Source organism: Hymenobacter amundsenii, from assembly GCF_002204745.1.
GTDB lineage: Bacteria > Bacteroidota > Bacteroidia > Cytophagales > Hymenobacteraceae > Hymenobacter > Hymenobacter amundsenii.
In genome coordinates this window covers 15,285-35,561 of the sequence record NZ_NIRR01000002.1, presented here as the reverse complement: position 1 = coordinate 35,561, position 20,277 = coordinate 15,285, and the positions used below count along the sequence as shown (strand labels likewise).

The 20,277-nt window shown below is 61.1% G+C and carries 26 protein-coding genes; 14 read left to right on the top strand and 12 right to left on the bottom strand.

Annotation, left to right across the window (positions count from 1 at the left end; genetic code table 11):
- Positions 1 to 182: 182 nt before the first annotated feature.
- Positions 183 to 1,247, bottom strand: coding sequence for an NADH:flavin oxidoreductase/NADH oxidase (locus CDA63_RS02290; protein WP_088462830.1), 1,065 nt, complete (start codon positions 1,245 to 1,247; stop codon positions 183 to 185).
- Between the two features lie 162 nt (positions 1,248 to 1,409).
- Between CDA63_RS02290 and CDA63_RS02285 the strand changes: the two genes are divergently transcribed.
- From CDA63_RS02285 to CDA63_RS02265, 5 genes are all read left to right on the top strand, one after another.
- Positions 1,410 to 2,267 carry a pirin family protein gene (locus tag CDA63_RS02285; protein ID WP_088462829.1) on the top strand — a complete coding sequence of 286 codons (858 nt, stop codon included), beginning with the start codon at positions 1,410 to 1,412 and terminating at the stop codon, positions 2,265 to 2,267.
- 153 nt (positions 2,268 to 2,420) lie between these two features.
- Complete coding sequence (locus CDA63_RS02280) at positions 2,421 to 2,885, top strand: Rrf2 family transcriptional regulator (RefSeq protein ID WP_088462828.1); 465 nt, start codon at positions 2,421 to 2,423, stop codon at positions 2,883 to 2,885.
- Positions 2,886 to 3,054: 169 nt separating this feature from the next.
- Positions 3,055 to 3,585 carry an efflux RND transporter periplasmic adaptor subunit gene (locus tag CDA63_RS02275; RefSeq protein WP_088462827.1) on the top strand — a complete coding sequence of 177 codons (531 nt, stop codon included), beginning with the start codon at positions 3,055 to 3,057 and terminating at the stop codon, positions 3,583 to 3,585.
- Positions 3,586 to 3,624: 39 nt separating this feature from the next.
- Entirely contained in the window at positions 3,625 to 3,885 is a 261-nt protein-coding gene (locus CDA63_RS02270) for a phosphopantetheine-binding protein (protein WP_088462826.1), read from the top strand.
- Between the two features lie 82 nt (positions 3,886 to 3,967).
- Positions 3,968 to 4,537, top strand: coding sequence for a GNAT family N-acetyltransferase (locus CDA63_RS02265; RefSeq protein ID WP_088462825.1), 570 nt, complete (start codon positions 3,968 to 3,970; stop codon positions 4,535 to 4,537).
- A gap of 57 nt (positions 4,538 to 4,594) precedes the next feature.
- Here CDA63_RS02265 and CDA63_RS02260 read toward each other — a convergent pair whose 3' ends face one another.
- Positions 4,595 to 5,362 carry a PPK2 family polyphosphate kinase gene (locus tag CDA63_RS02260; protein ID WP_165768164.1) on the bottom strand — a complete coding sequence of 256 codons (768 nt, stop codon included), beginning with the start codon at positions 5,360 to 5,362 and terminating at the stop codon, positions 4,595 to 4,597.
- A gap of 156 nt (positions 5,363 to 5,518) precedes the next feature.
- Positions 5,519 to 6,178 carry a hypothetical protein gene (locus tag CDA63_RS02255; RefSeq protein WP_088462824.1) on the bottom strand — a complete coding sequence of 220 codons (660 nt, stop codon included), beginning with the start codon at positions 6,176 to 6,178 and terminating at the stop codon, positions 5,519 to 5,521.
- Positions 6,179 to 6,414: 236 nt separating this feature from the next.
- On the opposite strand from CDA63_RS02255, the gene CDA63_RS02250 reads away from it, so the two are divergent.
- Positions 6,415 to 6,795, top strand: coding sequence for an Hsp20/alpha crystallin family protein (locus CDA63_RS02250; RefSeq protein WP_088462823.1), 381 nt, complete (start codon positions 6,415 to 6,417; stop codon positions 6,793 to 6,795).
- A gap of 110 nt (positions 6,796 to 6,905) precedes the next feature.
- On the opposite strand, the gene CDA63_RS02245 is transcribed toward CDA63_RS02250, so the two are convergent.
- Entirely contained in the window at positions 6,906 to 7,229 is a 324-nt protein-coding gene (locus CDA63_RS02245; RefSeq protein WP_088462822.1) for a hypothetical protein, read from the bottom strand.
- Between the two features lie 93 nt (positions 7,230 to 7,322).
- Entirely contained in the window at positions 7,323 to 7,607 is a 285-nt protein-coding gene (locus CDA63_RS02240) for a VF530 family protein (RefSeq protein WP_088462821.1), read from the bottom strand.
- Between the two features lie 131 nt (positions 7,608 to 7,738).
- Between CDA63_RS02240 and CDA63_RS02235 the strand changes: the two genes are divergently transcribed.
- From CDA63_RS02235 to CDA63_RS02225, 3 genes are all read left to right on the top strand, one after another.
- Positions 7,739 to 8,578, top strand: coding sequence for a glycoside hydrolase family 25 protein (locus CDA63_RS02235; protein ID WP_088462820.1), 840 nt, complete (start codon positions 7,739 to 7,741; stop codon positions 8,576 to 8,578).
- Between the two features lie 67 nt (positions 8,579 to 8,645).
- The gene (locus CDA63_RS02230) at positions 8,646 to 9,035 is read left to right on the top strand and encodes a septal ring lytic transglycosylase RlpA family protein (RefSeq protein ID WP_088462819.1); all 390 of its coding nucleotides are present in this window, start codon (positions 8,646 to 8,648) and stop codon (positions 9,033 to 9,035) included.
- Between the two features lie 49 nt (positions 9,036 to 9,084).
- Positions 9,085 to 9,279 carry a hypothetical protein gene (locus tag CDA63_RS02225; protein WP_088462818.1) on the top strand — a complete coding sequence of 65 codons (195 nt, stop codon included), beginning with the start codon at positions 9,085 to 9,087 and terminating at the stop codon, positions 9,277 to 9,279.
- Between the two features lie 85 nt (positions 9,280 to 9,364).
- Here CDA63_RS02225 and CDA63_RS02220 read toward each other — a convergent pair whose 3' ends face one another.
- A complete protein-coding gene (locus CDA63_RS02220; protein WP_088462817.1) occupies positions 9,365 to 9,775 on the bottom strand; it encodes a DUF6799 domain-containing protein in 411 nt (136 codons plus the stop codon).
- Between the two features lie 169 nt (positions 9,776 to 9,944).
- Here CDA63_RS02220 and CDA63_RS02215 point away from each other — a divergent pair, with 169 nt between their 5' ends.
- From CDA63_RS02215 to CDA63_RS21710, 3 genes are all read left to right on the top strand, one after another.
- Positions 9,945 to 10,871: a DnaJ C-terminal domain-containing protein gene (locus CDA63_RS02215; protein ID WP_088462816.1), complete on the top strand. Its 927-nt coding sequence runs from the start codon at positions 9,945 to 9,947 to the stop codon at positions 10,869 to 10,871.
- Between the two features lie 45 nt (positions 10,872 to 10,916).
- Positions 10,917 to 11,243: a chaperone modulator CbpM gene (locus CDA63_RS02210; RefSeq protein WP_088462815.1), complete on the top strand. Its 327-nt coding sequence runs from the start codon at positions 10,917 to 10,919 to the stop codon at positions 11,241 to 11,243.
- 197 nt (positions 11,244 to 11,440) lie between these two features.
- Complete coding sequence (locus CDA63_RS21710; RefSeq protein ID WP_088462814.1) at positions 11,441 to 13,024, top strand: OmpA family protein; 1,584 nt, start codon at positions 11,441 to 11,443, stop codon at positions 13,022 to 13,024.
- Between the two features lie 467 nt (positions 13,025 to 13,491).
- Here the strand turns inward: CDA63_RS21710 and CDA63_RS02200 are convergent, their stop codons facing one another.
- The 6 genes from CDA63_RS02200 to CDA63_RS02175 all read right to left on the bottom strand — a co-directional run bounded on the left by CDA63_RS02200 (position 13,492) and on the right by CDA63_RS02175 (position 17,897).
- The gene (locus CDA63_RS02200; protein WP_088462813.1) at positions 13,492 to 14,223 is read right to left on the bottom strand and encodes a ZIP family metal transporter; all 732 of its coding nucleotides are present in this window, start codon (positions 14,221 to 14,223) and stop codon (positions 13,492 to 13,494) included.
- Between the two features lie 130 nt (positions 14,224 to 14,353).
- On the bottom strand, positions 14,354 to 15,094 hold the full coding sequence (locus tag CDA63_RS02195) for an SAM-dependent methyltransferase (protein WP_088462812.1): 741 nt from the start codon (positions 15,092 to 15,094) through the stop codon (positions 14,354 to 14,356).
- A 174-nt stretch (positions 15,095 to 15,268) separates the two neighbouring features.
- A complete protein-coding gene (locus CDA63_RS02190) occupies positions 15,269 to 15,694 on the bottom strand; it encodes a hypothetical protein (protein ID WP_088462811.1) in 426 nt (141 codons plus the stop codon).
- Between the two features lie 69 nt (positions 15,695 to 15,763).
- Positions 15,764 to 16,375, bottom strand: coding sequence for a hypothetical protein (locus CDA63_RS02185; RefSeq protein ID WP_088462810.1), 612 nt, complete (start codon positions 16,373 to 16,375; stop codon positions 15,764 to 15,766).
- A 125-nt stretch (positions 16,376 to 16,500) separates the two neighbouring features.
- Positions 16,501 to 17,361, bottom strand: coding sequence for a carboxylating nicotinate-nucleotide diphosphorylase (nadC, locus tag CDA63_RS02180; RefSeq protein WP_088462809.1), 861 nt, complete (start codon positions 17,359 to 17,361; stop codon positions 16,501 to 16,503).
- 137 nt (positions 17,362 to 17,498) lie between these two features.
- Complete coding sequence (locus CDA63_RS02175; RefSeq protein ID WP_088462808.1) at positions 17,499 to 17,897, bottom strand: DUF4783 domain-containing protein; 399 nt, start codon at positions 17,895 to 17,897, stop codon at positions 17,499 to 17,501.
- A 146-nt stretch (positions 17,898 to 18,043) separates the two neighbouring features.
- On the opposite strand from CDA63_RS02175, the gene gpmI reads away from it, so the two are divergent.
- Together gpmI and CDA63_RS02165 are read left to right on the top strand one after the other, a co-directional pair.
- On the top strand, positions 18,044 to 19,597 hold the full coding sequence (gene gpmI, locus CDA63_RS02170) for a 2,3-bisphosphoglycerate-independent phosphoglycerate mutase (RefSeq protein WP_088462807.1): 1,554 nt from the start codon (positions 18,044 to 18,046) through the stop codon (positions 19,595 to 19,597).
- Entirely contained in the window at positions 19,590 to 20,165 is a 576-nt protein-coding gene (locus CDA63_RS02165; RefSeq protein ID WP_088462806.1) for a hypothetical protein, read from the top strand. The genes gpmI and CDA63_RS02165 overlap by 8 nt, the downstream gene beginning before the upstream one ends.
- Positions 20,166 to 20,277: the final 112 nt, after the last annotated feature.

Below are 20,277 nucleotides of genomic sequence, written 5' to 3'. Positions count from 1 at the left end.
AGAAAGATACAGCGTACGGTCTTGCTGTAACGTCGCACTCCGCGATGGAAAGGTTGCACGTCGGGCAACGGCCGTTGTTACTGCACGGGGTAAAGGCGGGGCTCGCCTGGGCCCTCCGCCCAAATACAACCGTTGACCCTATGCGAACGGCGGGCAGCGGCAAGCCCCGCTCCTACCTCTTTCTACCGCTTCGCCCGCGCATACTGCTTGGGCCACTCCATCTCAACACCCAACTCCTGGGCAGCGTGGAGGGCGAAGTAGGGGTCGCGGAGCGATTCGCGGGCCAGCAGCACCACATCGGCCTGGCCGGCGGCCAGGATATCTTCGGCCTGCTGGGCTTCGGTGATGAGGCCCACGGCGCCGGTGGGCAAGCCGGTTTCACGGCGCACCTGCTCGGCAAAGCGCACCTGGTAGCCGGGGGCCACCGGAATATCGGCTTTGGCCACGTTCCCGCCGGTCGAGCAATCGAGCAGATCCACGCCGGCCGCCTTTAATAGTGCGGCCAGGCGCACCGAGTCGTCGCCGGTCCAACCGCCTTCGGTCCAGTCGGTGGCCGAGATGCGCACCCACAGCGGCAGCTGCTCGGGCATTTCGGCGCGGGTGGCCGCCACCACTTCCAGCAGCAGCCGGACGCGGTTTTCGAACGAGCCCCCGTACTGGTCGGTGCGCTCATTGCTCAGAGGCGACATAAATTCGTGGAGCAGGTAGCCGTGGGCCGCGTGCAGTTCTATCACTTCGAACCCGGCCGCCACCGACCGGCGGGTGGCCTGCCGGAAATCCTCGATTACCTGCCGGATACCCGCTTCGTCGAGGGCCTGGGGCGTCGGCTCGTCGGGGGTGAAGGGCAGGGCGCTGGGCGCCACGGTGAGCCAGCCACCCGCTGCCGGCGTCAGGGCCTGGCTGCCTTTCCAGGTACTGGCGTGGCTGGCTTTGCGGCCGGCGTGGGCCAGCTGGATACCGGCCACGCAGCCCTGGCCACGCATGAAATCGGTGATGCGGCGCAGGCCAGCTACGTGCTCGTCCTGCCAGATGCCCAGGTCGTCGGGGGTGATGCGGCCTTCCGGCGACACGGCGGCCGCTTCGAGCAGCACCAGCCCGGCCCCGCCCACGGCCCGGGAGCCCAAGTGTACCAGGTGCCAGTCGGTGCTGAAGCCGTCGTGGCTGCTGTATTGGCACATGGGCGAAATAGCGATGCGGTTTTTGAGCGTGATGCCGCGCTGGGTAAAGGGCTGAAAAAGATGGGTCATTCGTGTTGAGTGTTCAGTTATCGGTTTTGAGTAGTCAGTTGACCGCTGTCGTACATGACGGTATCGAACCGGAAGGGTTCATAACAAAAGCGGCGGCCAATGTTTTAGTTACCCCGTTAACCCGACTAACAGCGGACCACCCAAAACCGACAACTACCCAATATGCGCACCATCAAATCCCAGCACCGCGCCCAGAATGCGCCCATTGCCGATCTGACGACCTACCGGGCCCTGCCCACCAACTCGGTCGAGCACCTCGACCCCTTCCTGTTTCTCAACCACCACGGCCCCCAAACGTACCCGGCTCACAACCGGGGCCTGCCCTTCGGCCCCCACCCCCACCGAGGCTTCGAAACCGTCACGTTCATTCTGGAAGGCGACATTATGCACCAGGATTCGGGCGGGCACCAGAGCGTAATTGCTGCGGGTGGTATTCAATGGATGACGGCTGGCCGGGGCCTGATTCACTCCGAAATTTCTTCCGATGAGTTCAAGCAAACCGGTGGGCCGCTCGAAATCCTGCAGCTCTGGGTGAACCTGCCCGCCAGCCTCAAAATGACGGAGCCCAACTATATCGGCGTGCAGGAATCCGATATTCCGGCTGTTGCCCTCGATGAAGGCCGCGTAATTATTCATGCCGTGTCGGGCGAGTGGGCCGGCACCGCCGGGGCCGTGCAGCCGCTCACGGATATGAGCCTGGCCACCATTAATTTCCGCCAGGGTGGCCGCCTGAACCTCACGATTCCGGCCGAGCGCACCATTTTCTGCTACGTCATCCGGGGCCGCTTCCGCCTCAACGGTCAGGAAACCGAAATGCGCCGGCTCGTGGAGTTCAACGCCGACGGCGACGAATTTCAGGCCGAAGCGCTAACCGACGATGCGGTACTGCTTCTGGGCCACGCCGCTCCATTCAATGAGCCCATTGTGGCCGCCGGGCCCTTCGTGATGAATTCCGAAGCCGAAATCCGGCAGGCCTATGCCGACTACCGGGCCGGTAAATTTGGCACTTGGCAGGGGTAGACTGGCTGCTGCCAGGTGCCCGGACGTTGTTTTTTGGGCCGGACCAGCCCCTGAGCCAGTTTTACCGCTCTTTTCCAACTACTGTAAACAAAAAGGTTGTGCGCAATCTTTATAGCTCGTATATTTGTAACCAATTCTGTTACCTATTCCGCCATGAACACCCGCTTTGCCGTTGCAACCCACATTCTGGCCTACCTGGCGCACAACCAGGGGCAGCCGGTATCGTCGGAGGTGCTGGCTGGCAGCGCGGGTACGCATCCGGTAGTAGTGCGCCGGTTGGTAGGCACGCTCCGCGAAGCCGGGCTGGTGCAGAGCCAGCGCGGCTCGGGCGGCGGTACGCTGCTGGCCCGACCGGCCCCGGCCATTTCGCTGCTCGATGTATACCGGGCGGTGCGCGAAACGGAGCCCGATCTGTTTCAGGTGGGCAGCACCAACCCCAATGCCCGCTGCGACATAGGCCGGGTGATGCAGGAAACGCTCGAAGATTTGTTCGGGCCGGCCATCGAGGCCATGCACGCGGCCCTGGCGGCCGTTTCGGTGGCCCAGGTAACGGAGGCCCTTAGCCACCGACTGGCTGAGGCCGGCTGCCCAGGCACTGCTGCGGGTGCCACAGGCTAAGTCTTTTATTTCCCCCGAAATGTAACCATCACAGTTACTGTCGGTTTTTCCTTCGGCCGTCGGCCCTTGCTGGCCCATTGCGGCACTTATTTCCGGGCGGTGCCCGCGGCCGGTTCAGCCGGCCTTCTCCCAATGAAAAAAAAATCTACTTAGTGTCGGGTTCGTTGTAGTGGCTGCTTTCGGCAGTTTGCTCACGTTGCGGCCCACTCCACCAGTTACTCCGGCCGAGGCTCAGTTAGCTGTCCCGGCGGCCACTGCGCCCGCGCCCGTGGTGGCCGGGCAATCCGTAACGGCCCGGCAAACCGGCCGGCTGCACGAGCTGTATGCCCACGAGGGCCAGCACGTGCGCCAGGGCCAGCTGCTGGCCAAAATTCTCATTAAAACGGCCAGTGTGCCGCAGCAGCAACTCACCAGCCGCCTGAACCAGCAGCAACTGGCCTACGCAGCGCTCCTGGCCCAACGGCCCGCTTCTGCCCCAGCCACGTTAGCCGAGGCCCGGCAGCAGCTCGATGCTACCCGCCAGCAATTGGCCCGGCTCGTGCCCATGTTCAGCTTCGGCTACGTTGTGGCCCCGACCGACGGCCTCATTACCCGCACCCTGGTTCGGCTCGGCGACCGGCTTACGCCCACCTCGGCCGTTGTCAGGTTGGCTGATTTCCCGCAACCTGATACTACGCAACTGCTGACCCGCGTTGACTAACGCCTGGCCGCATCTTCTTTTTCTTCCACTTTTCTGCTCATGGAACACCTCATCCGCTATCAAGTGGAGCGTATGCTTCACCGCAAGCGCCGCAACCCAGCCCTCGTCATCACCCCTACCACCCGTTTGCAGCAAGACATCGGTATCGATTCCATCGACCTTGTGGAGTTGGCCATCAACTTGGAACTCCGCTTTCATATCGAGATATCCGACGCCGAAATGGAGGCCATGCGCACGGTGCAAGACATGCTCGACTGCGTAGACCAGCACCTGAGCACCCCGGTGGCGCGGCGGGCCTAAGCGTTGCGCTTGCGTTGGGGGCCGCAGCCTTTAGGGTAGCCGCCAGACAATCGTAATTCCTGCCATTGCGTATCTTTTTCGCATGATTCCACTTATTGCTTATACATCGCGCCTCACGCTGGTAGCCGCCAGCCGGGCACTACTGATTGCCGAAACCGCAAAGCCCCAGTATTTCCCGGTGCTACTTGGGGCGCAGCTGCCCGCGCACTGGCCCCCGGCCGAGTACGATGCCGAGGTGCAGCAGCATTTCCTGGAACAGCTCACGGCCGGCGGCCGCACCGCCGCGGGCTGGTACGGCTGGTACGCCTTGCTGCGGGCCGGAACCGAAGCGCCTGCTAACACGCTGGTCGGGGCGGGTAGCTTCCACGGTCCGCCCGTCGACGATACGGCTGAAATCGGCTTTGCCGTCGCCACCGACTGGCAGGGCCGGGGCCTGGGCACCGAGTTGGTGGACGGCCTGATTCGCCACGCCGCCGATACCGAGCTGGTGCGCTACCTCACTGCCCGCACGGCCCCTACCAATGAGCCCGCCCGCCGCGCCCTCGAACGCAACGGCTTCCGCCAAATCAGCGACGCGCCCGACACCGAAGGCCGCCACCTGTTTGGCCGCGATATCACGGAGGACGATAAAAGCCCAAAGAAGGAAGCGTGAAGGATTGAGAGTTGGGAGGAACGTCATTCTTCGCTTTGCTTTGAATGACGTTCCTGCTTACCTATCCTCCCACCTCTTCACTTTGCTAGCCGGGTACTGGAGGTCCATGGCTACCAGCGCATCGCGCAGGGTTTTGGCTACTACGTGGGCTTTGTACCAGTTCTGGTCGGCGGGCACGATGTGCCAGGGGCAACTTTCGGGGCTGCAATGGCGGAATACGTCTTCGTACACGTCGCGGTAAGCGGGCCACTGGTTGGCCTTCCGCTCGTCGCCGGCCTCGTATTTCCACTGCTTAGCGGGGTCTGTTACGCGTTCTTCCAGCCGCTCGCGCTGCTCTTTTTCCGACACGTGCAGATAGAATTTGAGTACCGTGGTACCGGCCTCCTGGAGCAGCTGCTCGAAGTTGTTGATGGCCTCGAACCGGCGTTGGGCCTCGGCGTCGTCAATCAGGTGCTCTACCCGCGTGATCAGCACGTCTTCGTACTGGGAGCGGTTGAACACCTGTATCATGCCCCGGGCGGGCGTTTGCTGGTGGATGCGCCAGAGAAAGTCGTGGGCCAACTCGCCCTCGGTAGGCTCTTTAAACGAATGCACCCGCACGCCCTGGGGGTTAATGCCGCTGAACACGCGCCGAATCAGGCCGTCTTTGCCGCTGGCATCCATGCCCTGCAAAATGATGAGCACGCTGCGGCGGTTTTCGGCGTAGAGGCGGTCTTGCAGCTCAATTAGCTCCTGCCGGATTTTTTTGGTTTGCCGAACAGTCGCCTCTTTGTGGCAGTCAGCCGGCGAACGGGTGGGTAGTTGGGTAAGGTCGAAATCAGCCATAGTTATAGTGGTTAGTGAGAGAAATGTCATTCAGCGTGAAGCGAAGAATCTTGCGTGAATTGCTGAACGAATGAGGCGGCGATTCACGCAAGATTTCTCATCGCCACCTGATGCGCGTTCCCTACACGCGGCACGTTCAACTCATTGGCTCCGATCCTACTTCCCTACCGTACCCAACGCGGCCAGTGTGAGCGGGCCCTCCGATACATAACGCTGCTGGGCACTCAGGCCGGCGTCGCGCAGGTCTTGGAGCAGACCGGCCCCGGCGGCTTCGGATGTAAAGGCTTCGGTGGTGGTCGAAATCAGGGTAATGGGCCGCTCGGGCAGGCCCACTAGCGTCGCCCGCCGGTCGATGGTGGCCGGAAAGATGGGCGCGTAGAGTAGCAGCCGGTCGTAGCGGGTACGGCCGCCAGCCAGCCAGCGGCAGGCCGCCGCCGCGCCGTGGCCGTAGCCGAATACCGTAACGGGCACGCCCTCGGGGCAGCGGGCCAGCACATCGGCCGCCAGATCATCGAGGTAGGTGGTCAGGTCGGCCAGGTCGGGCAACAGTGAGTCGGGCGCGAACCAGGTGGCGGCCGTGGTGGGGGTAGCCGTGCTCGGCTCCCCGGCACTGGTGGGCAGGGCATAGCGCGAAAGGCCCTCGGGCAAAACCAACAGCCGCTCGGGCGTATCGAAGTTGACCAGCTGGGCCGCGAAATCGGCTAGTGGCTGGCCTTCGCCGTGCAGGCAGAACCACACGTGCTGAATATCGGCTCCCGGTTCGCCGAGGCTGATGTAGCGGGCAGTGCGGACAGTAGGAAAGGACTGGGGAACCATGGGGCAAAGCGTAAGATGGAAAACTACGGTCGTGTACGGGGCAAACCCGTTTTCAGCCGGGACGGCAACCCGGGGGAGCAGCCCCTGAGCTCCAAGCCGCCACAATGACCGGATACCCGCGCAAAGCAACCGAAAAAGCAGACGTTGTGGCACTAGACGGCTACGTAGCACTAATTGCGAGCCTTGGTACGGCTTTTGAAATAGGGTAGGTACATCAATCAGAAAGGACCCATTACATGAACCTGATCAGCAAAGAATTTATCCGCAACATCGCTCCCCAGCTCGATCTACTCAATACGTTGGGTGGTGGTATGGCGCAGGCGCAGTTGCGGATCGACAAGCGGGAGAAAGGCGTCATTGTCCGCGTGGCCTTACCTTCGGTGGAGCCCGAAAATTTCCACGTGTTGCTCAATGAAAACGAGCTAACCGTGTACGCCGAATTCCGGCACTCGCCCGACGATAAGCTGGCGGCCCCACTCTTCAGCCGGATATTGAAGTTGCCCGCCGGCCTTGATGTCAACCGCATCGACGCCGTATTTGAGGGCGCTGAGCTGCTCGTCCGCATCCCGTACGCGGCCAACTCCGAATCGCGAGAAATCGACATCAAGCAGCGCTAAGCCGTGCTGCCTTCCTATACTGCCGGGACCGACCGGTACATGTCTCACCTGGCCACTGCCCCTCGCAGTGGCTTTTTTACTGCCCGAATTTCCGGGCGAAGCTCATGGGCTCAGGAAAATAACGGAATCAGGAGGCCGAACCCCATCAGCAGGGCCAGGTAAAACCAGCCCATAAGCTGCCCCCGGTAGCGGCGGGGCAGTTGATTGCTGAGTACCAGCACGGCCACTACCACCAGCGTTAGGTGCAGTAGCAGGAACACCACCGTTTTCACCCAGTTGCTTACAATGGTATTTTCGGGCTGCATCTGGTCGGCCATGCCGAGGCCCGAGGTAGCGAAACGCAACAGGTAGTACGCCACCGTTTCGAAAACCAGAAACAGCCCTGCGCCTATCAACAAGGCCATTGGCCCGCTCTTTTGCTTGATTTCGGCCATGTTCTGGTGAATGTGTAAATGCGCGACTCGGTGAATGAGTGAAGGTAGCAAAGGACCAGAGCAACTCACTCACGCATTCACCGAGTCACGCATTCACCGTTTGCCCAGCACTTCGGCGGTGCGGGTTTCGATATAAAGTGCCTCAACTTTGGCCCGGGCCCACGGGGTGCGGCGCAGGAAAACGAGGCTGGATTTGATGCTCGGATCAATGGAAAAGCAGTTGATGCGGATGCGCTCATCGAGCCCGGGCCACCCGTAGGCCGCCACCAGGTACTCCAGAATCTGGGCTAGCTTCACGCCGTGCAGCTCGCGGATGAGGTAGCCGGCTTCGTCGCGGGCGTCGGCGGCGGCAGTAAACGGGGGTATTTTATCGGGCATGGCGGGGGCGGGCAGAGGGGTAAAATTGCAAAAAAGCCGGCGGTTTGCCCACTGGCGGGGCCATTTTCCGATAGTGGGGCACCATCGGCCCCGGCCGTGGCGTTACCTTTGCCTACCCTGCCGTTGGTTGTATGCCCGTTGCTTCCCGTTTGCGCCCCCGTTCCCGCTCGCCGCGGCCCCGCTCCCGGCGCTGGGTGTGGCTGGTGCTGGCGGGGCTGCTGCTGAGTGGCGGCTGGTTCTATAGCCGCCATCAGGCCCAAGTCCACCGCTACGCCCGGCGCGCCTACGCCACCTTCGGCCAACGCTACCTCACGGGCCACGAAAAAACAACCATGCTGGCGGGCTACTCAGTCCACGGCATCGATGTATCGGCCTACCAAGGCCGCATCAACTGGCCGCTGGTGGCCAACCACCAAGTCCAGTTTGCCTTTATCAAGGCCAGCGAAGGTATTACGTTGCGCGACTCCCGCTTCCAGCGCAACTGGCGCGGAGCCAAGGCGGCCGGCATTTCCCGCGGCGCCTACCACTACTTCCAGCCCAACTACGATGCCGCCCGCCAAGCCAACCTGTTCACGCGTACCGTGCCACTAACCGCCGGCGACCTGCCTCCGGTCCTCGATGTGGAGCACGCCCAGTTCCACGACGTAGCCCGCATGCGGCAGGGAGTCGCCATCTGGCTGCGGCTGGTAGAGCGCCACTACGGCGTGCGGCCGATTCTTTACTCCAACTACGGTTTCTATCAGCGCCATTTGGCCGGCCACTTCGACGATTATCCGCTCTGGCTGGCCCACTACGACGTTAGCCAGCCCCGCCTGCCGGCCAGCCGCTGGCTGATCTGGCAGCACTCCGACGAAGCTTACGTGCCCGGCATCCGGGGCACCGTCGATTTCAATGTATTCCAGGGTAGCCTGGCGCGGTTGCTGGCCCTACGGATTCCGGCCCCAGCCCCAGCTAAATCAGCCAAGCGTTAAGAATTTATAATTTTACCTTGATTATCAGTTAGTTGATTTCTTCATTCGCTTTTTTTGCCTGCTGCCTATGTCCTCTTTCTCCAGATATGCCGCTCGTGCCATAACTGGTCTGCTTATGGTTGGGCTGCTCGGGAGCTGCGCCACTAGCGCGGCCTTCACCGAATCGGGCAAGGCCTCCTTCTACGCCGATAAGTTCGCGGGCCGCCGCACGGCCAGCGGCAGCGTATACCGGCCGGGCCAACTCACGGCGGCCCACAACACGCTGCCTTTCGGCACGAAGGTGCGCGTAACGAACCCCCGTAACCGCCGCTCGGTGGACGTGGTGGTTACCGATCGGGGGCCGCACGTGAAGGGCCGCATCATCGATTTATCGAAGAAAGCGGCCCGTAAAATCGACATCATCGACGCCGGCGTGGCGCCGGTCGAGCTGAAGGTTATTGGCAAAGCCCCGCGGTAACCGCCGTTTCCCCTATTATCTCCCGCTTCTCCCCATCTTTTCTCTTCCGATGCGCATCCGTAAGAAAGTACAGTGGTCTTCGCCGGCCACCGCCGACCGATTCGTCCAGCTCAGCGCCTTTATCGAGGCCGCCGAAGACCAGGGCTGGAACGAGGCCGAAGTTCAGTTCGTCATCACCGAAATCGTGGAAGCCGCCGATGAGGCCGAAGTCGCCCTTATTTTCCAGGATTACACGGCCCGGTAGCCACCCGCTCCGGTAACGTATCGGGCTCATGCAAAAGCCTCCGCCAGATAACCTGGCGGACTTTTGATGACAATTTCAGGAGCCATTATTTCTTCTTTTTGCCCTTGGCCTTCATCATCTTCAGCTGTTGCAGACTATCCTGCTCGGCCTGCCAGGCCCGGGTGGTCAGGCGGCCGGTCAGCGACATGTAGTCGCCCTCAGCGAGCCGGACAGTGGTGCCATCGGCCATCATAACGGTGCCGTCGGGCTGCACTTTGGTACCGTTGACGAGGGCTTCCTCCCGGCCCACGGCGCTGGTTTGGGCATTACGGGTAGCCATTACTTTGCCGTCTTTCATCAGAAAGCCGTCTTTCATGGTGGCGCCCGGTGCGGTGGCTATCCGGGCTTTTGGTGCGACTGCACCACGGCGGGCGGGCAGGGCTTTGGTCTGGGCCTGGGCCTGGAAGGCCACACCGGCCATCAGCAGGACTAGGCCGAGCTTAGCGTACTGGTTCATAGGAATAAGCAAAAAGGTGGGAAATAAAGACAAACTCAGGCCGGCCGGACTACTTCACCAGCAGCAAGGCAGCAACCTCGCCTTGGCCAGTTCCGTTTCAAAATGATGGCGCCCCGGTACGCACCAAAATCCGGGCCGGCTTTTCTCCCGCTTTCTGCCCCCTGCTCCCGTGGATTATAAAGACTATTACAAAGCCCTGGGCGTCGAAAAAACGGCGACCAAAGACCAGATCAAGAAAGCCTATCGCAAACTGGCCCGCCAGCACCACCCCGACGTGAACCCGGGCAACGACGCAGCGGAGCAGAAATTCAAGGAGATAAACGAGGCCAACGAGGTGCTCAGCGACGAGGAGAAGCGCCGCAAGTACGACCAGCTGGGGGCCGACTACCAGCGCTACCAGCAGGCCGGCGGCCCCCGCAGGGGCCAAGGCGGAAGTCCGGGCGGCGGCTTCGACTGGTCGCAGTATGCCCAAGGTGGTGGCGGGGCAGGCGGTCAGCAGGACCCTTTCGGCGGGGCCGACTTCTCCGACTTCTTCAGCTCGATGTTCGGCGGCATGGGCGGCGGAGGGGGCGGCGGCCGGCCCCGGGCTGGCCAGGACTATCAGGCCGAGTTAGAACTCTCGCTCGAAGATGCCTACCAGGGTGGGCCGCGCACGCTCACCGTCAATGGCAAGAACCTGCGCCTTACCATTCAGCCCGGTGTAGAAGACGGGCAGGTGATTCGGCTGCGCGACCAGGGTGGCCCCGGTCACCAGGGCGGCCCGGCCGGCTCACTCTACATCACACTGCGCATCCGGCCCGATGCCCGCTACGCCCGCACCGGTAACGACCTGACCATGGACGTGCCAGTAGACATCTATACGGCGCTGCTGGGCGGCGAGCAAACGGTTGAAACGCTGTCGGGCACCGTCAAAATCACCATCAAGCCCGAAACCCCGAACGGCACTCGTTTGCGGCTGCGCGGCAAGGGTTTCCCGGTATATCGGCAGGCCGGCCAATTCGGCGACCTGTACCTGCGCCTTTCGCTCACGCTGCCCCAGCACCTAACGGAGCCCGAGAAAGTCCTGATCCGACAACTGGCCGATTTGCGCCGGTAGGTTGGGGCCGCGCTGTCTTTTTAATCCTTTATCCCCTACTTCGCCATGGAAGCGCCCATCGTTACTATCACTTTCCACGAATGTGTAATTCGCTATGGTTTGAGCGAGGCCGATGTGCGCGAATTCGTGCAGTTGGGCTTGCTCCGGCCCGCCCCCGATTTGCCCAACGCCCTGCGCGAGCAGCCCGACCATGTGGCCCGGCTAGCCCGTCTGCACCAAGATCTGGGCCTGAGCAAGGATAGCCTCGATGTGGTGCTGGCCTTACGCGAGCAGCTCGAATTACTCCAGTTGGAAGTGCGCCGACAGCGGGCCCGGGTGCGGCAACTCGAAAATTTTCTGGGCGGCTCTACCCCGCTTCAGGACCTCGATTAGGTTTGCCTGACGCTGATTAATGCGCTACCCGGCAAGCTGAACCGTTAAATCTGAGCCATGGGTTTCTTGTCTGCTGAAAAAGTTCCTGAATTCGTCATATCATAATGCTGAAAGGGCAACATTTTCTATTATTAAAAGTATAGAAGTCCACCCTGCATTCGCAGAACGGTTTCTCCCTGCCACATTTCCCCTATTATATGCTTCCACGCATTTCCCTTTCAAAGGTGTTGGCGTTGGGTATTACGGCCTGTACCTTGGCCCCCCAACTCGCCCACGCCCAAACGTCGGACCGCAAGACGAACATCAGCGTGTACTACAACTGGCTGCAGTACCACGGCGACCTGGGGTCGGAGTGGTTCAAGCACGACAAGGTGGAATACGGCATCGGTGTAACCGTGAGCCGCTACGTAGCTAAGGGCCTCGATGTGGGCCTCGACCTGAGCTACGGCGACATGAAGTTCTCGGCCGACTACCCGAAGAACACGCGGTACGCCACTCGTCGCTTCGATGCCAACGTGGTAAACGTGGGCATCCCAATCAAGCTGAAGCTCAACAACGGTTGGGCCCTGAAAGAGGATGCGTTCATTGCGCCTTACCTGGTGGTACAGCCCGGCGTATTCTTCGCCAGCCCCGACCTCTACGACATCAACGACCGCCTCGTCAGCAATTCGGACGTGTACGCGTTTGATATCCAGGCTGCGGCCGGTATTAAATTCAACTTCTCGGAGGCCTTCGGCGTCTTCATCCAGACGGGTCAGCACTACCCGCTCACCGACCAGGTGGACGGTATCGCCGAGAAGGGTAACATCAACGACCGCTACCTCCAGCACAAGTTGGGCATGAGCTTCAACCTCGGCAAAATGGCCGATGAGGATGGCGACGGTGTAGCTGACAAGAAGGATAAGTGCCCCGGCACTCCCGCCGGCGTAGCCGTAGACCTGAATGGTTGCCCCCTCGATGGCGACAAAGACGGCGTTCCGGATTACCAGGATAAGTGCCCGACCGAAGCCGGTGTGGCCGCCCTCGAAGGCTGCCCCGACCGCGACGGTGACGGCGTCCGCGACAGCGAAGACAAGTGCCCCGACACCCCCGGCAAAGCGGCCCTCCAAGGCTGCCCCGATGCCGATAACGACGGCGTAATCGACCAGAACGACAAGTGCCCTAACACGCCAAGCGGTGTGCAGGTAGATGCTACCGGCTGCCCCCTCGACGGTGACGGCGATGGTGTTCCGGATTACCAGGACCGTTGCCCCGCCCGTCCGGGCCCAGCCTCGAACAAAGGTTGCCCCGAGATGAAGGTAGAGGAGAAGAAGCGCCTCGAAGAAGCCACGAAGTTCATTCAGTTTGAGTTCGACAAGGCGGCCCTTAAGCCTTCTTCGTACTCGACCCTCGACGCGCTGTCGAAGATCATGAATGACTACCCCGACTACAACTTGAGCATTTCGGCCCACGCCGACAGCAAGGGCGACGACAACTACAACCTGCGTCTGTCGGATGAGCGCGCTGCTTCGGCCCGGGCTTACATGCTGAGCAAAGGCGTTCCAGCCGACCGTATCGTATCGCACGGTTACGGCGAGTCGAAGCCGATTGCCAGCAACAGCACCGATGCCGGCCGCGCCCTCAACCGCCGCGTCGAGTTCGATGTGTTCCTGCCCGGCGACCAGAACCCCGCCATTGAGAAGTATGGTGAAGCACCTGAGATTCCAGCTGCTCCTGCCGTAACGCCCAAGGCACCGGTGAAGAAAGCCCCGGTTCGCCGGCCCGCTCCGCGCCGGAAGTAATTCCAGCGTACTGCGCAAACAGAAAGCCGCCCACTCAATCGAGTGGGCGGCTTTTTTTGTGGTGGTATTTCACTGGCTTCCCTTCCTTACCGCGGGGCGAGAAGCATCTGCTTTACGGATTGCTGCTAACCCGCGGCTTGCGCACTTGGCAGCTTTTTCAGCCTTTAAGGCCTAGTATACCTGTAGTTAAGAACCCTGCCCAACTGAGCACCGGAGTAGTAGCATAGCTGGCAGAAAGGGGGGCACCACACAGCAAAGCCTCAGTGGGGCAACTCAAACCGCGAAACAGTTTGAGTTTCCCCACTGAGGCTTTTGCACCCTCGTTACTACCGGCACTAACTGCATGCCACCTCGCTGGGATAGTTGCTTGGTAACGATACGCCTCCGCACAGGCCTGGGGTTCCGGCAAGAGTAGCAGGCAGTTAACTACCCCCGGTTGGCAGGCAGCTTTTGTTGCCCCTGCCCTGCTATACCAAATCGACGGCCAAGGCCAGCAGCAGGCCGGCCAGCGTGGCCAGCAACTTTCGCACGTTGAGGCGGTGATCGGGGCTGGTTTCGAAGAGAATGGTGGTAGAAACGTGCAAGAAATTACCGGCCACCAGGCCCAACAGCCCAGCGTAGAAGCTCCCGCTGAGCACCTGCTCCAATCCCACGAAGTTGCTGAGCACGATGCCCGCCGGCCCAGCCAGCGCAAATAGCAGCAAGTAGGGCACTGCCCGGCGGAACGAGCCCAGGCGGAGCAGCAGCATCGCCATCAGGGCGAAGGCGGCCGGGATATGGTGCAGGGCCACGCCCGTGAGAATAGCGTAGAAATTCTGGCTTACATCGCCAGCCTCCGGGTTTTTGATCAGGATGCTGCCCTCCAGAAAGGAATGCAGCACCAACGAAAACAGCAGCATGAAGGGCACCCGGCCGGCGTGCTCGGTGTGGTGGTGCACATGCCCGTGCTCAACGCCCTGCGAGAATACCTCCAGTATCATCTGCCCAAAAAATCCCCCCAACACGAAATAGCCCACCTGGTGGCCGGGCAGCATCTGAAGCGCCTCGGGCAGCAAGTGGGTTACGGTGAGCGTGAACAAGTAAGCCCCACTGAAGGCCAGCAGCGGCTTCATCCAGGTGGTGCGGGCCGTGGGCACGAAGCGAGTCAGCCACCCGGCCCCGAGCACCGTCAGAAACAGCGCAAAAACGGCAAACCACATACTAGTTGCTGTGCTGGTGATTGATTGTTTGGTAAGCGGTCGAATGGGCTGATACGGCAACAGTTGGCAGTTCCGCCACCCTGGCCGGACGATGGACCAGCAAGCCTAAGCACGCCGGTACCCACCCACCTTACTTTTTAAGCACGAAAATCATGCGGGGGCTGGTGGCGGGGTCGAAGGGCCCCAAGTGATAGTCGCCCAGGGTTTCGGCCAGGCGCAGGCCCGCCAACGCGAAGTACTCCTCGAACCGCTCTTGGGTAAGGGCTCGCACCCGCTCCTCGAAGCACTGCTCCTGTCCCTGCTCGTCCTCAAACCGAATTTCCTTTACGATGAAATCGTGCTGAAAATGGCGGTACAGGCGGAACTCGATTCCGTCCACGGTCTGAGTTTCGTGGGCCACCAGTTCCCGAATGGCCCGGTCGGTGTTCAGGAAATCTACCACCAGCTTCCCGCCAGGACGCAACGCGGCGGCGGCATTGCGCAACGCCACCACATTTTCGGCTTCCTCGGCGAAGTAGCCAAAGCTCGTGAATAGGTTCAGCACCAAATCGAAGGGACCATAGGGCATGGCATCGCGCATATCGTGCACGTGAAAGTGCAGGTGCTCGTGGGCGAACTGCCGGGCGTAGGCAATACTCTGGGCCGACAAATCGACCCCCGTCACGTCGTAGTGCTGTTCGCTGAGGTAGCGCGAGTGCCGCCCCTTGCCGCAGGCCAGATCCAGGAGCCGGGCCCCGGGTTTGGGATGCAGGTGGGTTAGAAGTCGCCCCAAGAACGCCCGCGCCTCGGCGTGGTCGCGGTGCTGGTACAGGCGGTGATAATAGGGGGAATCAAACCAGGTACTGAACCATTCGGAGGCAACGGCGGACATAAACACGGGCTGGAAAAGGCAGAAGGGCGTAGGTACGCCCTTCTGCCTTTTCGGAGAACAAATGAGCAGCAGGCCAGCAACCTTCCAAAGGAGAAGCCCCAGTGCCTGCGCCCGGGCAAAAAGAGCCGGCGCGGCCGCCCCGCAGGACTCACCGCACCGGCCCCGACCGCAGGGTTACTGCATCGGGCCGTTCAGGGCCTTAGTGGCCGTGGTGTCCGAGGGTTTACGTACGCTCCGGATGGCCTCGCGGCTGTTGGTCTGGGCGGCATCGGGGGCGTTGGCGGTGCGGGATTCTTCGGCCGTTACGTGCTTGCTCTGGTTGGTTTCGCCGAGCGTAACACCGGAGCCGACGGGCTCCTCAATGGCACCGCCCTTGGCCTGGTTGGGCATGTGGGGGTTAACTGACTCCGTTTTGCCATGGTCGACCAGGTCGGCAGTACCCTGCGTTTCGGGACCGAAATTCTCGTCGGAGCGGGTGCCGGGGGCTACCAGATCGAGGGATACTTTTTTATCGGGCCGCCAGTCCGACGGTTCGATGCTGCACGCGTTCAGGGCCAGCGTAACAAGGGCCAGGGCAGAGAGGGCAAATTGCTTGCTCATGGAAGAAAAGAAAAAACGATGAATCGGGAAGAAGCGGGAAGTTGAAATCGGCCGCGGGGCCAAAAGGTTTTATGCGGTGGCCGCGCCGCCGGGCAACAGACTTTTGCGCCGCAGCATAGCATCGAACAGCTTCTGGTCGTTGGCCGAGTTGAAGATGCGGTCGGGCACCTGCACGAAAATGGGCGTATCGAAGGTACGGGCCATCCAGCGCTTGAACCCGGTGAGGTCGGCGGGCAGCTCGGGCGTTTTCAGGGCCAGCAGGTAACCGTTGGCTTCGCGCTTCACGTCGCCAATCATGTCCCAGGTCAGGCGCATGCCTTCTTTTTCGTTGCGCCGAAGCACAATCTGCTTGTTGTCGAACTCGTAAGCCATTTTCTCGAACAGTGGCTTGGTTTGCTCCACCTGCGTAACGCCCGTTATCTGGGCCGAGCGGAAGAGCACGTAGAGCAGCGTCAGGCCGAAGGCCAGCGCCAGCCACCACCACGAATGCCAGATGATGGCCGGCAGCAAGCCCACCGCAAACGGAATCAGGGCGTACCACCACTCGCGGCGCCATACCCGGCCCAAAGCCAAGCGGGTGTAAACGTTGGTATCGAGCTTGTGCTTTTTGGTACGGATGGCCATCGGCGAAGCGCCCTGCTGCTGCTGGCGGTAGCCCCCGCGTTGGTTGGGTTGTTGCATTGGTAGTTAGGGCTTAGGAATTAGGATTTTAGGGCTTAGAACTCAGAAACAGCACTCTTAGTAGGTTAAATACCAACGGGGAAGTAATGTTATCTACGTCCTAAGACCTACTACTTAACCCTTTATTAAAATGCTTTCAAACTCATATCCAGGCTTTGGATGGAGTGGGTGAGGGCCCCGACCGAGATATAGTCGACGCCGGTGGCGGCTACTTCGGCAATGGTTTCCTCGGTGATGCCGCCGCTGGCTTCGAGCTGGAAGCGGCCTGCCACCAACGCCACGGCCTCGCTAAGCTGGGCGGGCGCCATGTTGTCGAGCATAATCCGGTCGACGCCGCCGGTGTCGAGCACCTGCTGCACCTCGGCCAACGTGCGGGTCTCTACCTCGATGGGCAGCTGGCGGCCCGTGCGCTCCAGGTAGGCCCGCGAAGCCTCGATGGCCTCCCGGATGCCCCCGGCATAATCGACGTGGTTATCCTTGAGAATAATCATGTCGAAGAGCCCGTAGCGATGATTAACGCCCCCTCCGATGAGCACGGCCCACTTTTCGGGCAGCCGAAAGTTAGGGGTCGTTTTGCGGGTATCGAGCAGGCGGGCCTTGGTGCCGGCCAACAGGCTGGCCAAATGGGCGGTGCGAGTGGCAATGCCGCTCATGCGCTGCATGCAGTTGAGCACCAGCCGCTCGGCCGTGAGAATGCTGCGTGCTCGGCCCTCTACTGTGAAGGCAATGTCGCCGTACTGCACCCGGGCTCCGTCTTCGAGGCCGGGGTTAAGCTGCAGGTCGGCATCCACGAACTCAAAAATATGGCGGGCCATCTCCACTCCAGCCAGCACGCCCTCATCCTTAATAAGCAGGTGGGCACGGTTGCGGGCCTCGGCCGGAATAGCCGACAGGGCCGAATGGTCGCCGTCGCCAACATCCTCGGCCAGGGCCGTACGAATGAAGGTGGACAGGGCTTCGGGGGTGAGGTAGGGAGGCGTTTGCACGGCGCAAAAATAGCAAAAACGGGCCGGTTAGCGGTGCCTTTCGCTTACAAGTACGCCTCCGGGGCCCAGGGGCACAAAAAAAGTACCGCGCCGGAGGGCGCGGTACTAGTTACAGGAGGTGGCAACGAAGCCGGTGTCTATTCCTTGGTGAAGTCAATGGTCGCGATTTTAGGTCCACCGTCGGCCTGCTTCATTTTCACAAACATGCGGTAGGCGCCGTCTTTGCCAGTGTATTTGCCCACGGCGTAGGGCGTACCGTCGTTGCTGCCGCCGTAGTGGATGAAGTCGAACGAGGCGGGGGAATGCTTGGCGAAGAAGTCCTTCATCACGAACTCGGCCTGGGTGGCGCTGTAGCTCTGCTTGTCGCCGTCGAAGCTCAACTCCACATTGGGAGCGAAGAACTGGGCCAGCTCACGGGAGCTGCTATTGCGGATGGCACTGCGCACGGGACCAAAGGCTTCCCCCTGCGCTAGGGCTCCCACTGACAGCAGCAGGCCACACAACAGCACGAAGGTTAAAAAGAAGGTGCGTTTCATAAAGAGGTGATAAGTTCGTTGGGAAACGCACTAAAATGGTGCCAAGCTACTGAGTGGTTAGTCCGCTGCCGGTTCGGCCGGGTTTCCTGACAGCCAAGTTAGGGAAAAGGCCGACGTTTCGCCCCCCAAGGCTTATCTTTGCAGCCATGAACAAACAGGTATTGTTGGTTATTCTGGATGGGTGGGGCCTGGCTCAGAATAAAGAGGTATCGGCCATCGACCAGGCAAATACGCCCTTCGTCGATTCGCTTTTTCAGCGCTTCCCACACAGCAAGCTGCAAGCCTCTGGCGAAGCCGTAGGCCTGCCCGAAGGCCAGATGGGCAACTCCGAAGTGGGCCACATGAACATTGGGGCCGGCCGGGTGGTGTACCAGGATCTGGTGCGCGTGAATAAGGCCATCCGGGAGCGGAAGCTGGGCACGGTGCCCGCGCTGGTGCAGGCCCTCGAATACGCCCGCCTCAACAACAAGCCCGTGCACCTGATGGGGCTGCTCTCCGATGGCGGCGTACACTCCCACATCGAGCACCTCAAGGCCCTGTGCACTATCGCCCACGACCAGGACGTGCACAATGTGTTCATCCATGCCTTCACCGACGGCCGCGACACCGACCCCAAGGGGGGCGTGAGCTACGTGAATGATCTGGAGCAGCATTTACAGCGCGGAGCCAGCGGCAAAATCGCCTCCATCGTGGGACGCTACTACGCCATGGACCGCGACAACCGTTGGGAGCGGGTGAAGGTAGCCTACGACCTGCTGGTGAATGGCGTGGGCACGCCTTCCCAGAACCTGATCCAGAGCATGCTCGACTCCTATAAGGAGGGCGTTACTGATGAGTTCATGAAGCCCATCGTGAAAGTCGGCGACGATGGTACGCCGCTGGCCACCATTGCCGAGGGCGACGTGGTTATCTGCTTCAACTTCCGCACCGACCGGGGCCGGGAAATCACGCAGGCCCTCACCCAGCAGGATTTTCACGCCTTCCAGATGCGGCGCCTCAACCTGCACTACCTCACCCTGACCAACTACGACGCCACGTTTACCGGCGTCGTGCCCATCTTCGAGAAAGACAACCTCGAACATACCCTGGGGCAGGTGCTGGCCGAAAACCATAAAAAGCAGCTTCGGATTGCCGAAACCGAGAAGTATCCCCACGTCACATTCTTCTTTTCGGGGGGGCGCGAGGTGGAGTTTGAAGGCGAATCGCGTATTATGCGCAACTCGCCCAAAGTGGCCACCTACGATCTGCAGCCCGAGATGAGTGCCTACGAGCTGCGCGACGCGCTGGTGCCGGAGTTGCTGGCGAAGTCGGCCGATTTTGTGATTCTCAACTTTGCCAACACCGACATGGTGGGCCACACCGGCATCTTCGCCGCCGCCGTGAAGGCGGCCGAAGCCGCAGACGCCTGCACCCAGGGCGTGGTAGAAGCAGCCCTGGCCGCCGATTACGCGTGCATCATCATCGCCGACCACGGTAATGCCGACATGATGGTGAACCCCGACGGCACGCCCAACACGGCCCACACCACCAACCTGGTACCCTGCATTCTGGCCAGCAACGACTACGTGGGCACGCTCACCGACGGCAAGCTGGGCGATATTGCCCCCACCGTATTGAAGCTCATGGGCCTGCCCCAACCCGCCGCCATGACCGGCCAGAGCCTGCTGCAACCTCAGCCCCAGCTAGTTCCGAATGCGTAAGGCCGCGCGGTATTTAACGGCGGCGCTGGGCCTGCTGGCTGCTTGCGGACCCACCGAGCCAGCCCCCAACCCAGCCCTGCGCCAAACGAGCTACTTCAACTTAACCGGGTTTCTGCGGGAGTTGAGCGCCCAGCTCAGCCGCACCCAGCCAGCCGTGGAAAAGCAAGTGCTCCTACTCGATGGCCAGCAGGAAACCACCCGCGTCGCCAACCCCGACTGGACCAAGGAGCTCCAGATTTTTCAGCAGGCCGATATCGATAAGCCCGCATTGCGCGGCCAGTACCTCGTCGATTCGGCTGCCACGCCCGGTGGCGGTATGCGCCGCACCTACCGCCGCCGGCCCGGCGTCAGCCACCCGGTCGAGCAGCTCACCGTCATCAGCCAGGGCAACCAAGTGCAGCAGTTGCGGGCCACCGTGGCCCAGGACAACCCGCTGGTGTACTCGGCCAAACGGCTGGAGCTGAATTGCCAGAACGGCCAGCTCACGACCTATCGCGTCCGGGGCGTGCAGAAGCTGATTCTGTTCGATTCGGTACAGTACGCGGTACGGGGCGTGGTTGGTCTTTAGCTTTTGGCTAATAGTAAGTCGCAAAAACGATTGTCATCCTGACGAAGGAAGGACCTGGAGAGAAGCCCTCAAATGGGAACAGCTTTTTTCCACGTCCTTCGTCAGGATGACA

Excerpts from the sequence above, each read along its gene's own strand:
- CDA63_RS02240 (WP_088462821.1), bottom strand. The coding sequence starts at position 7,607 with ATGCCCGATAAAATACCCCCGTTTACTGCCGCCGCCGACGCCCGCGAC.
- CDA63_RS02285 (WP_088462829.1), top strand. The coding sequence starts at position 1,410 with ATGCGCACCATCAAATCCCAGCACCGCGCCCAGAATGCGCCCATTGCC.
- CDA63_RS02165 (WP_088462806.1), top strand. The coding sequence starts at position 19,590 with ATGCGTAAGGCCGCGCGGTATTTAACGGCGGCGCTGGGCCTGCTGGCT.
- CDA63_RS02190 (WP_088462811.1), bottom strand. The coding sequence starts at position 15,694 with ATGAGCAAGCAATTTGCCCTCTCTGCCCTGGCCCTTGTTACGCTGGCC.
- CDA63_RS02185 (WP_088462810.1), bottom strand. The coding sequence starts at position 16,375 with ATGCAACAACCCAACCAACGCGGGGGCTACCGCCAGCAGCAGCAGGGC.
- CDA63_RS02200 (WP_088462813.1), bottom strand. The coding sequence starts at position 14,223 with ATGTGGTTTGCCGTTTTTGCGCTGTTTCTGACGGTGCTCGGGGCCGGG.
- CDA63_RS02245 (WP_088462822.1), bottom strand. The coding sequence starts at position 7,229 with ATGGCCGAAATCAAGCAAAAGAGCGGGCCAATGGCCTTGTTGATAGGC.
- CDA63_RS02225 (WP_088462818.1), top strand. The coding sequence starts at position 9,085 with ATGCGCATCCGTAAGAAAGTACAGTGGTCTTCGCCGGCCACCGCCGAC.
- CDA63_RS21710 (WP_088462814.1), top strand. The coding sequence starts at position 11,441 with ATGCTTCCACGCATTTCCCTTTCAAAGGTGTTGGCGTTGGGTATTACG.
- CDA63_RS02255 (WP_088462824.1), bottom strand. The coding sequence starts at position 6,178 with ATGGTTCCCCAGTCCTTTCCTACTGTCCGCACTGCCCGCTACATCAGC.
- CDA63_RS02175 (WP_088462808.1), bottom strand. The coding sequence starts at position 17,897 with ATGAAACGCACCTTCTTTTTAACCTTCGTGCTGTTGTGTGGCCTGCTG.
- CDA63_RS02270 (WP_088462826.1), top strand. The coding sequence starts at position 3,625 with ATGGAACACCTCATCCGCTATCAAGTGGAGCGTATGCTTCACCGCAAG.
- CDA63_RS02220 (WP_088462817.1), bottom strand. The coding sequence starts at position 9,775 with ATGAACCAGTACGCTAAGCTCGGCCTAGTCCTGCTGATGGCCGGTGTG.
- gpmI (WP_088462807.1), top strand. The coding sequence starts at position 18,044 with ATGAACAAACAGGTATTGTTGGTTATTCTGGATGGGTGGGGCCTGGCT.
- CDA63_RS02210 (WP_088462815.1), top strand. The coding sequence starts at position 10,917 with ATGGAAGCGCCCATCGTTACTATCACTTTCCACGAATGTGTAATTCGC.
- CDA63_RS02195 (WP_088462812.1), bottom strand. The coding sequence starts at position 15,094 with ATGTCCGCCGTTGCCTCCGAATGGTTCAGTACCTGGTTTGATTCCCCC.
- CDA63_RS02265 (WP_088462825.1), top strand. The coding sequence starts at position 3,968 with ATGATTCCACTTATTGCTTATACATCGCGCCTCACGCTGGTAGCCGCC.
- CDA63_RS02235 (WP_088462820.1), top strand. The coding sequence starts at position 7,739 with ATGCCCGTTGCTTCCCGTTTGCGCCCCCGTTCCCGCTCGCCGCGGCCC.
- CDA63_RS02280 (WP_088462828.1), top strand. The coding sequence starts at position 2,421 with ATGAACACCCGCTTTGCCGTTGCAACCCACATTCTGGCCTACCTGGCG.
- CDA63_RS02260 (WP_165768164.1), bottom strand. The coding sequence starts at position 5,362 with ATGGCTGATTTCGACCTTACCCAACTACCCACCCGTTCGCCGGCTGAC.
- CDA63_RS02250 (WP_088462823.1), top strand. The coding sequence starts at position 6,415 with ATGAACCTGATCAGCAAAGAATTTATCCGCAACATCGCTCCCCAGCTC.
- CDA63_RS02230 (WP_088462819.1), top strand. The coding sequence starts at position 8,646 with ATGTCCTCTTTCTCCAGATATGCCGCTCGTGCCATAACTGGTCTGCTT.
- CDA63_RS02290 (WP_088462830.1), bottom strand. The coding sequence starts at position 1,247 with ATGACCCATCTTTTTCAGCCCTTTACCCAGCGCGGCATCACGCTCAAA.